We start from the raw sequence: 14,801 nt of genomic DNA on the forward strand, positions 1-14,801 counted from the left end.
GGGTGCGCTCTTCCACCCCGCACCGGTTTCCGTCCAGCAAGTTTCCAGACAGAGGCGAATTCGTCTGGACCACCCGAAAAGCGCAATGTTAACGCACACATAACTCTTGATGTCATCAGAAGGTGCTCCCTATGGTGTCGACACCGTCACTGACAGCGAGCGGGAAAGGGGGCTGTGTGGTCACCATCGCCGACGTCGCGAGGCACGCCGGGGTCGCTCCGAGCACGGTCTCCTACGTGCTGACGGGCAAGCGGTCGATCTCCGCGGACACGAAGTCGAGAGTCCGGGAGAGCATCAGGCAGCTCGGCTACCAGCCGCACGCGACCGACCGCGCGGCCTCGGCCGGCAGGACGAACGTGATCGGCCTCGTGCTGCCCCTGCGCGCGGGCACGCACCTGCCCGCCGTGATGCGCTTCGTCACCGCCGCCGTCACCACCGCGCGCCGCTACGACATGGACCTGCTGCTGATGACCGCGGACGACGGCGCGGCCGGCCTGCGCCGGGCCGCGAACAGCGCCCAGGTCGACGGCTTCCTCGTGATGGACGTGGAGATGGACGACGAGCGCGTGCCCCTGCTGCGCCAGCTGTCCAAACCGTCCGTCCTCATCGGACACCCGGCCGCCGCGCGCGGCCTCACCTGCGTGGACCTGGACTTCGAGGCGGCGGGCGCCAAGTGCGTCGACCACCTCGCGGACCTCGGTCACCGCTCGATCGGCTTCCTCGGCGCCCCCAGCGCGGTCTACCGGCGCAGCACCGGCTTCGCGCACCGCACGATGAACGGCTTCAGCGCCGCCGCCATGCGCAGGGGGGTCGCCGCGACGGCGTTGTCCGTCGAGGGCGACCACGACTCCGTGCTCAGGGCGACCAAGGCCCTGATCCGGGCCCACCCGTCGATGACGGCGCTGGTGGTGCACAACGAGGCGGCCCTCGGCTGGATCACGACGTGCCTGCGCGCGGCGGGCCGCCAGGTCCCCGGCGACGTGGCCGTGGTGGCGATCTGCCCGGACGAGGTCGCCGAGCAGACCTCACCCCTGCTCACCTCCGTCCGGCTGCCCGCAGAAGAGCTCGGCAGGCACGCCGTGGACCTGCTCGTGGCCAAGCTCTCCGGCAAGCAGCCGCCCCCGCTGATGCTGCTGCCTCCCCGGCTCTCCCGCCGGGCGAGCACACCGGATCCCGCCGCGCACCGCGGCGCCACCGGCTGACCGGTTCCCGTTCCGGGGAACCGGTTGTCGACGGACGGCCGTCGAGATGACGTTGCCCCGTGCGAAAATGCGGCGCGCACGGGTCGGCGTCGGCTCCGGCGGTCGTTCTGGGGGAGTGCGCGATGTTCTCGGCGGAGCGGCTGTCGCGCACTCCTCCTCACCACTCGTTCCGTAGACTTCTCCTGGTGGAACTGGCAGCAGCGCTGGCGCAGCGCGTGGTCGTGCTCGACGGCGGCATGTCGACCGCCCTGGAGCTCGCCGGGCACGACCTGTCCGACGAGCTGTGGTCGGCACGGCTGCTGCTGAGCACCCCGGACGCCGTGCGAGCCGCCCACCTCGCCTTCTTCCGGGCGGGTGCCGAGGTGGCCATCACCGCGAGCTACCAGGCGAGCTTCGCCGGCTTCGCCCGCCGGGGCATCAGCTCGCAGGAGACCGGGCGCCTGCTGCGGTCCAGTGTGGAGCTGGCCCGCTCGGCCGCCTCCGATGTGGACGGCCGGCGGTGGGTCGCCGCGTCGGTCGGCCCGTACGGCGCGGTCCTGGCGGACGGGTCGGAGTACCGCGGGCGGTACGGCCTGAGCCGGCGGCAGCTGGTCGAGTTCCACCGGCCGCGCATCGAGGAGCTGTGCGCCGCCGATCCGGACGTGCTCGCGGTCGAGACCGTGCCCGACGTCGACGAGGCCGTGGCCGTGCTGGACGTCGTGCGCGGCAGCGGCGTGCCGCTGTGGCTCTCCTACAGCGTGCGAGACGGCCTGACCTGCGCGGGGCAGTCGCTCGAGGAGGCGTTCTCGGTGGTGTCCGGCGTGGACGAGGTGATCGCGGTCGGCGTGAACTGCTGCGCGCCCGCGGACGTGGCCGAGGCGGTCGCCGTGGCGCGGCGGGTGACGGGGCTGCCCGTCGTGGTCTACCCCAACAGCGGCGAGGAGTGGGACGCGGACGCGCGGGCGTGGACCGGGGACGGGACGGGGTTCGCCGCGTCGGCGGGGGAGTGGACCGAGGCCGGGGCGCGGTTGGTGGGTGGGTGTTGCCGGACCGGGCCTTCGGCGATCTCGGTGCTGGCGGGGAGTCTGGCGGCGCGGGCCTGAGCGGCTGGCCGGGCGAGGCGCTCCGCAGCGCGGTCGGATACCGGTTCGTTGGTGTGGGACGCGGACTCGTGGACCGGGGGCGGGTTCGCCGCGTTTTGGCGAGTGACCTGGGGCCGGGGCGCGGTTGAGAGTGCGTGTTGCCGGGCCTTCGGCGATCTCGGTGCTGGCGGGGAGTCTGGCGGCGCGGGCCTGAGCGGCTGGCCGGGCGAGGCGCTCCGCAGCGTGGTCGAACGCCGATTTGTCGGCGTGGAACGCATTCGACAGGCCATGACCGCAAGCGGAGTTCGCCTCGCGGCGGGCGGGTGCGCCGAAGTCGAGGTCGGCCCGCGGGTGCATCTCACCGGACCGCAACCTCCAGGACCTCGGCACTGGCGGCGCTCCCCGCTGTCAAGCCCGGAACGGCTAGCCGGGCGAGGCGCCCCGCCGGCGTCGAACGCCGGATCTCTTTGCAGTCGAACGATTCGACACCGGTCAACCGCGGCGGGGTTCGCCGCGTCGGTCGCGCAGTGAGCCGACGTCGGGGACCGGCTGGTGGGAGGCTGCTGCTGGACAGGTCTTCCCGGTGCCCGCGGGGAGCCTCTCGGCCGAGTCCGCAACGGTTCGCCGGGCACGCTGCTGCACCGTGGTCGAACGCCGGTTGTCGTTGCAGTCGAACGCATTCGACTCGCCTTGACCACGCGGAGATCGTCCTCCACAGTTTGGAGACGACCCGGTTCCAGCATCCGTCGTAGTTCATCGGCGTGATCGCTGCTCGTCCCCCGGGAGCGCGTGGTGGATCGCTCGGCGCAAACGGTCCATCGAACGTCGTTTCTCAACCGCGGTCGAACCCACCTCGACGAAGAGGAGCACGCCCATGGCCGGATCAGGCCATCGCCCACCCGTTCCCCGCGCCCGCGGACGTCACCGTGCCGCCGCCGTCACCGCCGCCGTGGCGGTTCTGCTCGGCGGTCTGCTGGCGGCCTTCAGCACCACACCCGTGTCGGCGGCGACCGTCGACACCTCCGCCTGGTACGTCCTCGTCAACCGCAACAGCGGCAAGGCGCTCGACGTCTACAACCTCGCCACGAACGACGGCGCCCGCATCACCCAGTGGACCCGCAACGACGGCAACCAGCAGCAGTGGCAGTTCGTCGACTCCGGCGGCGGCTACTACCGGCTGAAGTCGCGGCTGTCGGGCAAGGTGCTCGACGTCTACAACTTCTCCACCGCGGACGGCGGCAACATCGTCCAGTGGTCCGACTCGAACGGCACCAACCAGCAGTTCCGCCTCGCCGACTCCGACGGCGGCCACGTCCGGCTGGTCAACCGCAACAGCGGCAAGGCCGTCGAGGTCCAGGGCGGCTCGACCGCCGACGGCGGCAACATCGTGCAGTACAGCGACTGGAACGGCGCCAACCAGCAGTGGCAGCTCGTCCGCGTCGGTGGCGGCACCGGTCCCACCACCACGACGACCACTTCGCCGGGCGGCACCTGCCAGCTCCCCTCGACCTACCGCTGGTCGTCGACCGGCCCGCTGGCGCAGCCGAAGCAGGGCTGGGTGTCGCTCAAGGACTTCACCCACGTCCTGTACAACGGCAAGCACCTGGTCTACGCGACGACGCACGACACCGGGTCCACGTGGGGCTCGATGAACTTCGGCACGTTCACGAACTGGTCGGACATGGCCTCGGCCAGCCAGAACGGGATGAGCCCCGGCGCGGTCGCGTCGACGCTGTTCTACTTCGCCCCCAAGAACATCTGGGTGCTCGCCTACCAGTGGGGACCGACGGCGTTCAGCTACCGGACGTCGAACGACCCGACCAACGCCAACGGCTGGGGCCCGGCGCAGACGCTCTTCACCGGCAGCATCCCCAACTCCGGCACCGGTCCGATCGACCAGACGCTCATCGCCGACGGCCAGAACATGTACCTGTTCTTCGCCGGTGACAACGGCAAGATCTACCGCGCGAGCATGCCGATCGGGAACTTCCCCGGCAGCTTCGGCTCGTCCTGGACCGAGATCATGAGCGACACCCAGGCCAACCTGTTCGAGGGTGTCGAGGTCTACAAGGTGCAGGGCCAGAACCAGTACCTGATGATCGTCGAGGCGATGGGGCGCAACGGCCGCTTCTTCCGCTCGTTCACGTCCAGCAGCCTGAACGGGTCGTGGACGCCGCAGGCCGCGACCGAGAGCAACCCGTTCGCCGGCAAGGCCAACAGCGGTGCGAGCTGGACCAACGACATCAGCCACGGTGACCTCATCCGCAGCAACCCCGACCAGACCAAGACCATCGACCCCTGCAACCTGCAGTTGCTCTACCAGGGCCGCGACCCGAACTCGGGTGGCGACTACGGCCGCCTGCCCTACCGGCCCGGTCTGCTGACGCTGCAACGCTGACCGTCTGACACGACACACAGCACGAGGCCCCCGGCATCCTGGAATGCCGGGGGCCTCGTCGTGAACAGGTCAGGCGGTGGTGCAGGTGTTCCCGTTGAGGCTGAACGACGACGGCGCGGCCGCGTTGCCGGTGTGCGTCGCCTGGAACCCGACCGTGATCGAGGCGCCGGGAGCGATGCCGGGGTTGTAGGCGACGTTGCGCGCCGTGACCTGGCCCGTGGTGGGGGAGTAGGTGGCGCTCCACCCGCCCGTGATCGTCTGCCCGCCGGGCAGCGTGAAGGCCAGCGACCACCCGTCGACCGCCGACGAACCGGTGTTGGTGATGGTGATGTTCGCCGTCAGGCCGTTGTTCCACGCGTTGACCGCCGTGCTCACGCGGCAGGCCGCGTCACCGGGAGGCGTCGTGGTCGTGGTCGTGGTCGTGGTGGTCGTCGTGGTGGTAGGAGGCACGTCGCCGGCGAACTGCGTGAGGAACTTCCACGCCTCACCGGAGGTCCACGTGCGCCAGCCGTCGCCGCCGGAGTCGATCGGGGCCGGTGTGTGGCCGCCGTCGAACGCCGCCCACACGACGGGATATCCCGCCCGGCACCCGCTGTACGCGGTGACGATGTGGGTGCGGCTTCCCGCGGAGGGTTCGCGGGGGTTCTGCGGTGTGCAGCCGTTGTTGCGCACGAACGTGTCGCGCAGACCGCGGCCCAGGCCGATGCCCAGCACGTTGTCGCTGATGCCGTGGAAGCCCAGGTAGCCGATGGGCTGGGTGCCCCTGTCACAGCCGCTGAGCTGCGCGCCGGCGTAGACGACGACGGCGCGGAAGACGTTCGCACGAGCGCAGGCGACGGCGTAGGACATGCCACCGCCGTAGCTGAAGCCACCGGCGAAGCGCTGGGTCGTGTCGAGGCACAGGCTCGAGCCGAGCAGCGCCACGAGGTCGTCGACGAACCTCAGGTCCTGGCCGCCGGGGTTGGCCCAGCCGTTGCCGTTGCCCTGCGGCGCCACGAAGATCGTGCCGTTGTCCGCGGCGTCGGAGAGCCTGCGCAAGCCGTAGTAGGACCAGTTGTAGCCGTCGGACCCGCCGGAGTCGACGTCGTTCGCCGTGCCGCCGCGCCAGTGGAAACCGACGAACAGGCGGTACTGGCGGTTGTTGTTGTAGTTGGGTGGCAGGCGCAGGATGTAGGACCGGTTCTGCCCACCGCTGCTGATGGTGTGCTGGCCGCTCGCCAGTGCCGGTGGCTTGCCGCAGCCCGGCGTGGCCGCCGCCGTGCCGGCCTCCCCGGCGACGGCACCGCCGACGGCGATGCCGGCCGCGCCGAGGAAGACCACCGCGCTCGCGACGGCCGCCGCGATCACCGACCTATGCCGGGACATGGCTCGTCCCTTCGGGTTCGTGGAACATCGGGATCCCTTCGTGGCGCTGGATCAGGCGACGGCGCACTGCACGCCGTTCAGCGTGAACCCAGTGGCGGGCGCGCTGTTGCCGGTGTGCGTGGCCTGGAGGCCGATCGAGATCTGGGCGGAGGGCTGGATCTGGCCGTTGTACGAGACGTTCGACGCGGTGACCTGGCCCGTGCTGGGGGAGTAGGTGGCGCTCCAGCCACCCGTGATCGTCTGTCCGCCCGGCAGCGTGAACTGCAGCTTCCAGCCGTTCACGGCCGTGGACGACGTGTTGGTGATGGTGATCGTCTCGGTCAGGCCGTTGTTCCAGGCGTTGACGGCGGCCTTGACCGAGCAGCCCGGGGACGGCGGCGGGGTCGTGGTGGTCGTAGTCGTCGTGGTCGTCGTCGTGGTGGTGGGGTCGGTGCCGGGGCGGTCGAGGCCGAGGAACGTGATGGCGTGCCCGACCATCCCGGCGGTCGGGACGTCGTGCCCGGTGCCCTGGGCGCTGATGCCCTCGACGACGCCCGAAGCGCCGTAGCGGGTGCGGGTCCAGTTCGCCTGGGGCTGGTCGGTCGACACCGGGGTCCTGCTGACGCCGTGCACGTTCGTCCACTGGTCGAGCGCCTCACCGAAGTTCGGGTACGCCAGCGTGGTGTCGTTCGTGCCGTGCCACAGCTGCATCCGCGGGTAGCTGCCGGTGTAGCCGGGGAACATGGCCCGCGCCTGGTCGCCCCACTGCTGCGGGGTCTTCAACAGGGTGCCGCCGGAGCACTGGCTGTTCCACATCGACCCGTCGGCGGTCGCGAAGCACCCGGCGGGCACACCGGCGAACGCCGAGGCCGCGCTGAACACGTCCGGGTACTGGGCGGCCAGCACGTTGGTCATCATCGCGCCGGACGAGATGCCGGAGACGACGATGCGCGACGGGTCGACGTTGTAGCGCTGGCGCGCGTACGACACCATCGACATGATGCCGGTGGAGTCGCTACCTCCGTTGCGGCGCAGGCCGTTCTGGGTGGAGACGTCGAAGCAGCGGCCTTCCCGCGTCGCCTCCGGGTAGACGATGACGTACCCGTGCCGGTCCGCGGCGGTGACGTAGTCCCGGCCGCCGCCGTTGTGCACCGCGCTCGCCGTGCCGGTGCAGTAGTGGATCATCAGGAGCAGCGCGGGGCGGGCGGCGAGCCGGTCCGGCGCGTAGACGTACATGTTGAGGTTGGTCGGGTTGGTGCCGAAGCCGGTCACCCGCGTCAAGGACGCGGCGTGCGCCTGCTGCGGTGTGTAGGAGAGGGCGACGGCGGCGATGACCGACAGCACCGCCGCGATGAGCGCGATGACTCGGTACCTGGTCGTGTGCTGCCAGGAGGAGTGGGAGAGGGTCACAGTGACCTCGTTCTCGTGCTGGGGAAGGAAGTTCGTGGGGGGCAGGCGCTGAACCGCCACCGGTTCACGTCGAGCGGGTAGCGGCCGCCGTTCACCGCGCAGGAGGCGGTGGTCACGTCTGCCGGCCGCCCGTGTTCGGGACGGGGCAGCTGCCCGCGAGGGCGTCAGCTCCACGTTGCCGCGGGTGAACGATTCACGCTTCGTACGGCGGGGCGGCTTCACCCGCTCCATCGCCGTCGTGAGGATCGCCCGCGAGACCTCGCGGCCGTCACCGTCGCCCAAGGGCAGGCGGGCTCCCGCGGAGGACGTCACGTCGCACCGCGGGAGCCCGCCGGGATCGTCAGCGCGCCGAGCAGGTCGGGTTCAGCCCCGCACCGCTGCCGCTGCCCTGGAAGCCGAACTCGGTGGACCCGCCCGCCGGCACGTCGGCGTTGTAGTCCACGTTGGTCCAGGTGACGGATCCGCTGGTGCCGCTGCGGTTCGCGCTCCACGAACCGGTGACCGTGCCGTTGGACAGGGTGGTCGTGACGGTCCAGCCCCTCAGCGCGCTGGACCCCGCCGTGACCTTGACCGTGGCGACGAAGCCCTCGTTCCACTGGTTCAGCGACACCGTCGCGGTGCAGGCGCCGTTACCGGGGTCGTTGCTCGTCGTCGTGGTGGTCGTGGTGGTGGTGGTCGTCGTCGGGCCGGGGCCAGCCGCGTTGAGCGCGTCCAGCGTGGAGTTGTACGCGGCCTTCTTGTTGCCGCTGCCGTCGAACAGCAGCGGGGTGCCCGAGGCACGCCACGAGTCGGTGTCGCGGATGCCCCACACCGTGATGCCGGTGCAGCGCGCGACGTTCAGGCACGCCTGGGTGACCCTCTGGTAGTTCTGGGCCTGAGCGCTGCCGGAACCCTCGATGTCGAGCTCGGTGATCTGCACGTCCACGCCGAGGTTCGCGAAGTTCTGCAGCGTGGTCTGGTAGTTGGACGGCACCGGGCTGTTGCTGTTGAAGTGCGACTGCAGCCCGACGCAGTCGATCGGCACGCCGCGGGACTTGAAGTCCTGCACCATCCGGTAGACGGCCTGGGTCTTGGCGTGCGTCCAGTCGTCGGTGTTGTAGTCGTTGTAGCAGAGCTTCGCGCCGGGGTCGGCGGCCCTCGCCGCGCGGAACGCGGCCTCGATCCAGTCGTTGCCGGTGCGCTGGAGGTTGGAGTCGCGCCGCGCACCGCTGCTGCCGTCGGCGAAGGCCTCGTTCACGACGTCCCAGGCGTAGATCTTGCCGCGGTAGTACGTGGCGACCTGGGTGACGTGGTTCAACATCGCGTTGCGCAACGCCGTGCCGGACATGCTCTGCATCCAGGCCGGCTGCTGCGAGTGCCACGCCAGCGCGTGACCGCGGATGCGCTTGCCCTGGCCCCGGGCCTGGTTCACGATCCGGTCCGCGTTGCCGTAGTTGAACCGGTTCTGGGCCGGCTCGGTCGCGTCCATCTTCATCTCGTTCTCGGCCGTGACCATGTCGAACTCACGGTTCAAGATCCCGACGTAGGTGGAGTCGCTCAACTTGTTCGCCGCGACGGCGGTGCCGAAGTACCGGCCGCTCTGCTGAGCGGCGGCGGCGAGGGTGGTCGCCGCGTTCGCGACGGGTGGGGCGATCAAGGTGGCGCCGATCGCGGCGGTCGCGACCGTGGCGATGATCGGGATCAGGGCCACTGACTTCGATGTCAGTTTCATCTTCCACACTTCCCGGGGTCGACCCGAATGCAGGGCGGGTGATGGGCAGGACAGAAGGCCGGACCCGGTGCGCCATTGCCGGATCGCGGTGGGCGGTGAGAATTGACGGGAGTTGTTCCGCCGCCGCCCTCCGTTGCCGTTCCGGAGTGTCGCAGCCACTGCGGCGCGGTCACAAGAAGTGGTCGTCGAATTCGACAGCAGGTTGCCCTGATCGGCGTAAACCGGTTGCGGGAGCGCTCCCAACTACCACGTCACAGCGTTGATCGCAGTTCAGGGAAAAGTTTCGAAACTTTGTCCCCCGCATCGACTGATGAGAGCTCCCGGCGTTGACGATTCAGAGTTCCGTGGTTACGTTGGCCCGAACTCGCATTCGCTTCTCCGACGTTATGAGAGCGCTCTCGCGTCGCTGATTCTCAACTCCGGACAGCAATGACGCTGCGAGAACTGAATCACTGCAACCGAGCGAACTGGAGACACGATGACACGGTGGAAGCGGGGTGCGGGCGCGGGCCTGCTCTCGGCGGCGGTCGTCGCGGGAACCGTCACACTGGTGGTCGGGGGCGGCGCGTCCGTCAGCGCCGCCGAGTCGGCGTTCTACGTCGACCCGTCGAGCTCGAGCGCGCGTTGGGTGGCCGCGAACCCGGGTGACTCCAGGGCGGCGGTCATCCGCGACCGCATCGCGTCGGTCCCGCAGGCGCGCTGGTACACCACGACCAACACCTCGACGGTGCGGTCCGAGGTCAGCTCCTTCGTGGGGGCGGCGGCCTCCGCGGGCAAGATCCCGATCCTGGTGGTCTACAACGTCCCCAACCGCGACTGCGGCGGCCCGAGCGGCGGCGGCGCGCCCTCCCACGAGGCGTACCGGGCCTGGGTCGACGAGGTCGCGGCGGGCCTCGCCGGCCGTCCGGCGACGATCGTGCTGGAGCCGGACGTGCTGCCGTTGATGACGAGCTGCCAGAACGCGGACCAGCAGAACCAGACCAAGGCGTCGATGGCCTACGCGGGCAAGAGGCTCAAGTCCGGGTCGAGCCAGGCCAAGGTCTACTTCGACATCGGCCACTCCGCGTGGCTGAGCCCGTCGGAGGCGGCGAACCGCTTGCGCGGGGCGGACATCTCCAACAGCGCCGACGGCATCTCGACCAACGTGTCGAACTACCGCGCGACCTCCGACGAGGTGAACTTCGCCAAGAACGTGCTCAACGCCGTCGGCGACAGCCGCCTCAAGGCCGTGGTCGACACCAGCCGCAACGGCAACGGTCCCGCCGGCAGCGAGTGGTGCGACCCCGCCGGGCGCGCGATCGGCACGCCCAGCACGACGAACACGGGCGACTCGAGGATCGAGGCGTTCCTGTGGGTCAAGCTGCCGGGCGAGTCGGACGGCTGCATCGCGCCGGCCGGTCAGTTCGTGCCGCAGCGGGCCTACGAGCTCGCGATCGCGGCGGGCCCGATCACGACGACCACCACCACGACGACGACCACCACGACAACCACGTCCGGCGGTGGCAACCCCGGTGGCTGCACGGCGACCCACCGCGTGACGAGCCAGTGGCAGGGCGGCTACTCCGCGGAGGTCGTGATCGTCAACCGCGGCGCGGCTCTCAACGGCTGGACCTTCTCGTTCTCGGCCCCCGGTGTGTCGGTGACGCAGGGCTGGAACGGCACGTGGAACGACACGGGTGACGAGGTCCGGGTCACGAACGCGGCCTGGAACGGCACGCTCGGGTCCGGCGCCCAGGTGAGCATCGGCTACAACGCGAACCACAACGGCACTCCGCCGTTCTCGTCGCCGGTGCTGAACGGCGTCGCCTGCTCCTGATGTGGTGACAAGGGGGTCCCTGGCCGCAGCAGCGGCCAGGGACCCCGTTCCCGTGCCGTCGCAACGGCGGCTCCGGGCCCGAGAGCGGGAGGAGGCGGACCCGCGGTGGGACGTTCGCGCGTGACCCTGGCCGACGTGGCGGCGGCGAGCGGGGTGTCGGTGACCACGGCCTCGCTCGTCCTGACCGGACGGGCGAGGGAGCTGCGCATCTCCGAGGCGGCGGAACAACGGGTGCGGTCCACGGCGAGGGAGCTGGGCTACCGGCGTGGCTCGCCCGAGGCGTCGCGTCCGGGGCTGTCGCGGACGATCGGGTTCGTCCTCGACGCCGTGGAGTCCCCCGGCTCCACCGGCGACCTGGTGAAGGGTGCCCTGGAGGCGGCTCACCGCCTCGGGTTCATGCTGCTCGTCGCCGAGTCCGGCGGAGACCCGGCGCGGGGGCGGAGCCTGGTCGAGGCGATGCACGACAGACGGGCGGACGGCGTGGTGTTCGCCGCCGTGCGCTCGGGGGCGGTCGCCGAAGCGCACGGCCTGCGGCGCGGGCCGGCCGTGCTGCTCGGCGCCACCGCGCCCCGCTCCGGCCTGCCCGCGGTGGTGGCCGACGAGGCGCAGGGCGTCCGCTCGGCGGCGCGGCGGCTGCTGGAAGCCGGGCACGCCCGCGGCGTCCACCTGATCGGCGCCGACCCGGGCAGCGGGGACGTCCCGGGACGGCTCACCGGTCTGCGCGAGGTGTTCGAGGCTTCCGGCGCGGAGGTGGCCGGCGCCCTGAACTGTCCTGAACGGACACCGGAGTGCGGGTACGCCGCGACCGCGGAGCTGGTGCGCGACCACCGGCCGCAAGCACTGGTCTGCCTCGACGACCGCCTGGCGTTCGGGGCGTACCAGGCGCTCGCCGACGCCGGGCTGTCGGTGCCGGGCGACGTGTCGGTGCTCGGGTTCGGCGACCTCCCCGCCGCTTCCTGGATGCGTCCCCGCCTGACCACGATCGCCACGCCCCACCACGAGCTCGGTGAGCGGGCCGTGGAGGTCCTGGTGGAGCTCGTGGAGCGGCGTGGACGCGTCGGCAGGACGCCACTGGTCTACCGGGTGCCGATGCGGGTGCGTGAGGGTGGATCCGTGGCGCGGGCGACCGGGTGACGTCCGCATGTTCGCGTTAACAGTGCGCTTACCAGCTATGTTGGGCAAGTGGTTTCAAAAACCGGAAAAGCTAAAAGTTAGCGCTCACATTTAGCTTTGACCCCGATGAAAGCGCGTAGTTACAGTGCTGGGAGCCGCCCCTGCCGTTGACCGTCGTCGACGAAAGGCTCACCATGCCGTGCCTGCCGAAAGCGCTGTGCGGTGCGCTGGTCGCCGCCCTGCTGGCCACCTCACCCGCGCTCGCCGAACAGCCCACCATGCAACCAGCGGCCGATCCCGTGCGGGTGATGCCGCTGGGCGACTCGATCACCCAGGGCGGCTCGATCGGCGGCTACCGGCTCGACCTCGGCGCGAAGCTGCGCGCCGCGGGACGCACCGTGGACTTCGTGGGGTCGCTCGCCGACGGCCCCGGCTCGCTGCCCGACCGCGACCACGAGGGCCACCCGGGCTGGACCATCGCGCAGATCGACGCGATCGTCGTGAACCGGCTCAGGACCTACAACCCGCGCACGATCCTGTTGCACATAGGCACGAACGACATGTACGGCAGCGATCCCGCCGGCGCGCCACGACGGCTCTCCGCGCTCGTGGACAAGATCACCGCGCAGGCGCCGGGCGCGGAGGTGTTCGTCTCGACGATCATCCCGATCCGGTTCGCGGACGCCACCGTGCGCAACTACAACGCGGCGATCGTCCCGATGCTGCGGGCGAAGGCGGCAGCGGGCAAACGCGTGCACGTCGTGGACATGTACCCGGCGGTGCCGATCTCCGACCTGCCCGACGGCATCCACCCCAACGCCGCCGGCTACAGCAAGATGGCGAACGTCTGGTTCAACGCCCTGTCGTCGGTGCCCGGCAGCGTCGGTGACCCGCCGGCTCCCGGCGGCACCTGCACCGCGACGCCGAAGGTGACGGGCACGTGGAACGGCGGCTTCCAGGCCGAGGTCACCGTCACCAACCCCGGTGCGACCGCCACCGCCGGCTGGACCGTGCGGTTCCCGCTGCCCGGCGGGCACGTCGTGACGCAGCTCTGGGGCGGCACGGTGAGTGGCCAGGTCACCGTCACCAACGCGGCCTACAACGGCGCGATCGGTCCCGGCGCCTCGACGACGTTCGGGTTCATCGCCTCCGGTTCCTCCGCGGCCCAGGTCGGTCCGGCCACCTGCGCCTCCGCGTGATCCCTGCCCCCTCCAACGACGAAGGGTGATCATGTTCTTCGCACGGTTGTTCACGTCCCGGCGTGCCCGGCTCACGGCGCTGGCGGCGGTTCCGCTCGTCGCGGTCACCACGCTGACCGCGGTGGCCCACCAGCCCGCCTCGGCCGCGCCCGGTTGCTCGGTCACCTACACGGCACCGTCTCAATGGGACGGTGGCTTCACCGCGAACGTCGTCGTCACCAACCTCGGTGACGCCGTCGACGGCTGGACGCTCACCTGGAGCTTCGGTGCAGGCCAGCAGGTGCGGCAGGCCTGGAACGCCGAGGTGACCCAGTCCGGCGCGCAGGCGACCGCCCGCAACGTCTCCTACAACGCGGCGATCCCGACCGGCGGGCGCGTCGAGTTCGGGTTCAACGGCTCCAGCAGCGGCTCCAACCCCAACCCGACCGCGTTCACCCTCAACGGGACCCTGTGCACCGGCGACGTCGGTCCCACCACCACTACGACGACCACGACCACGACCACCACGGGCAACCCGCCGGTGGGGAACCTGCCGTCGAGCTTCCGCTGGTCCTCGAGCGGCCAGCTGATCAGCCCGAAGCCCGACGCCACGCACCCCAACGTCGCGGTCAAGGACCCGAGCGTCGTGTACTACAACGGCAAGTACCACGTCTTCGCGTCGACCTACACCGACGGCTACAACCTGATGTACACGAGCTTCAGCGACTGGTCGCAGGCGTCGTCGGCACCCCACTACTACCTCGACCGATCCGGCATCGGCGGTGGTTACCGGGCCGCGCCGCAGGTGTTCTACTTCGCGCCGCAACGCCTCTGGTACCTCGTCTACCAGACCGGGTCGAACGCCTCCTACTCCACGACGACCGACATCTCGAACCCGTCGTCGTGGTCGGCCCCGAAGAACTTCTACGCCAACGGGATGCCGCAGATCATCCGCGACAACATCGGCAACGGGTACTGGGTCGACTTCTGGATGGTGTGCGACACCGCGAAGTGCTACCTGTTCTCCTCCGACGACAACGGTCACCTCTACCGCTCGGAGACGAACCTCTCGCAGTTCCCCAACGGCTTCACCAACACCGTGATCGCCATGCGGGACAGCGACCGCAACCGGCTCTTCGAGGCGTCCAACGTCTACAAGATCGCCGGCAAGAACCAGTGGCTGCTGGTGCACGAGGCGATCGGCACCGACGGCCGCCGCTGGTTCCGCTCCTGGACCGCGCCCTCGATCACCGGGCCGTGGACGGCGCTGGCCGACACCGAGTCGAACCCGTTCGCCCGCGCCAACAACGTGACGTTCCCGGGTGGGCAGTGGACCCGCGACATCAGCCACGGCGAGATGGTGCGCACGAACGTCGACCAGACGATGGAGATCAGCCCCTGCAAGCTCAGCTACCTGTACCAGGGCATGGATCCCAACGCAGGTGGTGAGTACAACCGGCTGCCCTGGCGGCTCGGGCTGCTGACGCAGACCAACTCGACCTGCTGATCCCCCCAAGGACAGACGCCGCCGGTCGCGCCGCCGGCGGCGTCTCCCACCCCTGCCAGAA

10 protein-coding genes are annotated in these 14,801 nt (G+C 70.3%); 7 read left to right on the top strand and 3 right to left on the bottom strand.

Annotated features, from left to right (window positions below):
- Nucleotides 1-176 precede the first annotated feature (176 nt).
- From V1227_RS02460 to V1227_RS02470, 3 genes are all read left to right on the top strand, one after another.
- Nucleotides 177-1,202 carry a LacI family DNA-binding transcriptional regulator gene (locus V1227_RS02460; RefSeq protein WP_236223055.1) on the top strand — a complete coding sequence of 342 codons (1,026 nt, stop codon included), beginning with the start codon at nucleotides 177-179 and terminating at the stop codon, nucleotides 1,200-1,202.
- Between the two features lie 185 nt (nucleotides 1,203-1,387).
- Nucleotides 1,388-2,284 (top strand): homocysteine S-methyltransferase, encoded by an 897-nt coding sequence (mmuM, locus tag V1227_RS02465; RefSeq protein ID WP_329790811.1) that lies wholly within the window; start codon nucleotides 1,388-1,390, stop codon nucleotides 2,282-2,284.
- Between the two features lie 853 nt (nucleotides 2,285-3,137).
- On the top strand, nucleotides 3,138-4,661 hold the full coding sequence (locus tag V1227_RS02470; RefSeq protein WP_329790813.1) for a non-reducing end alpha-L-arabinofuranosidase family hydrolase: 1,524 nt from the start codon (nucleotides 3,138-3,140) through the stop codon (nucleotides 4,659-4,661).
- A gap of 69 nt (nucleotides 4,662-4,730) precedes the next feature.
- On the opposite strand, the gene V1227_RS02475 is transcribed toward V1227_RS02470, so the two are convergent.
- The 3 genes from V1227_RS02475 to V1227_RS02485 all read right to left on the bottom strand — a co-directional run bounded on the left by V1227_RS02475 (nucleotide 4,731) and on the right by V1227_RS02485 (nucleotide 9,126).
- Nucleotides 4,731-6,026 (bottom strand): cellulose binding domain-containing protein, encoded by a 1,296-nt coding sequence (locus V1227_RS02475; RefSeq protein ID WP_329790815.1) that lies wholly within the window; start codon nucleotides 6,024-6,026, stop codon nucleotides 4,731-4,733.
- Between the two features lie 51 nt (nucleotides 6,027-6,077).
- The gene (locus tag V1227_RS02480) at nucleotides 6,078-7,415 is read right to left on the bottom strand and encodes an extracellular catalytic domain type 1 short-chain-length polyhydroxyalkanoate depolymerase (protein WP_329790817.1); all 1,338 of its coding nucleotides are present in this window, start codon (nucleotides 7,413-7,415) and stop codon (nucleotides 6,078-6,080) included.
- 340 nt (nucleotides 7,416-7,755) lie between these two features.
- Nucleotides 7,756-9,126 carry an endo-1,4-beta-xylanase gene (locus tag V1227_RS02485; RefSeq protein WP_329790819.1) on the bottom strand — a complete coding sequence of 457 codons (1,371 nt, stop codon included), beginning with the start codon at nucleotides 9,124-9,126 and terminating at the stop codon, nucleotides 7,756-7,758.
- Between the two features lie 478 nt (nucleotides 9,127-9,604).
- Between V1227_RS02485 and V1227_RS02490 the strand changes: the two genes are divergently transcribed.
- The 4 genes from V1227_RS02490 (at nucleotide 9,605) to V1227_RS02505 (ending at nucleotide 14,740) form a co-directional block, all read left to right on the top strand.
- On the top strand, nucleotides 9,605-10,942 hold the full coding sequence (locus V1227_RS02490; RefSeq protein ID WP_329790821.1) for a glycoside hydrolase family 6 protein: 1,338 nt from the start codon (nucleotides 9,605-9,607) through the stop codon (nucleotides 10,940-10,942).
- 105 nt (nucleotides 10,943-11,047) lie between these two features.
- A complete protein-coding gene (locus V1227_RS02495) occupies nucleotides 11,048-12,076 on the top strand; it encodes a LacI family DNA-binding transcriptional regulator (protein WP_329790823.1) in 1,029 nt (342 codons plus the stop codon).
- 146 nt (nucleotides 12,077-12,222) lie between these two features.
- A complete protein-coding gene (locus V1227_RS02500) occupies nucleotides 12,223-13,254 on the top strand; it encodes a GDSL-type esterase/lipase family protein (protein ID WP_329790825.1) in 1,032 nt (343 codons plus the stop codon).
- 31 nt (nucleotides 13,255-13,285) lie between these two features.
- Complete coding sequence (locus tag V1227_RS02505; protein WP_329790827.1) at nucleotides 13,286-14,740, top strand: non-reducing end alpha-L-arabinofuranosidase family hydrolase; 1,455 nt, start codon at nucleotides 13,286-13,288, stop codon at nucleotides 14,738-14,740.
- Nucleotides 14,741-14,801: the final 61 nt, after the last annotated feature.

The organism is Lentzea sp. DG1S-22 (assembly GCF_036321065.1).
GTDB lineage: Bacteria > Actinomycetota > Actinomycetes > Mycobacteriales > Pseudonocardiaceae > Lentzea > Lentzea jiangxiensis.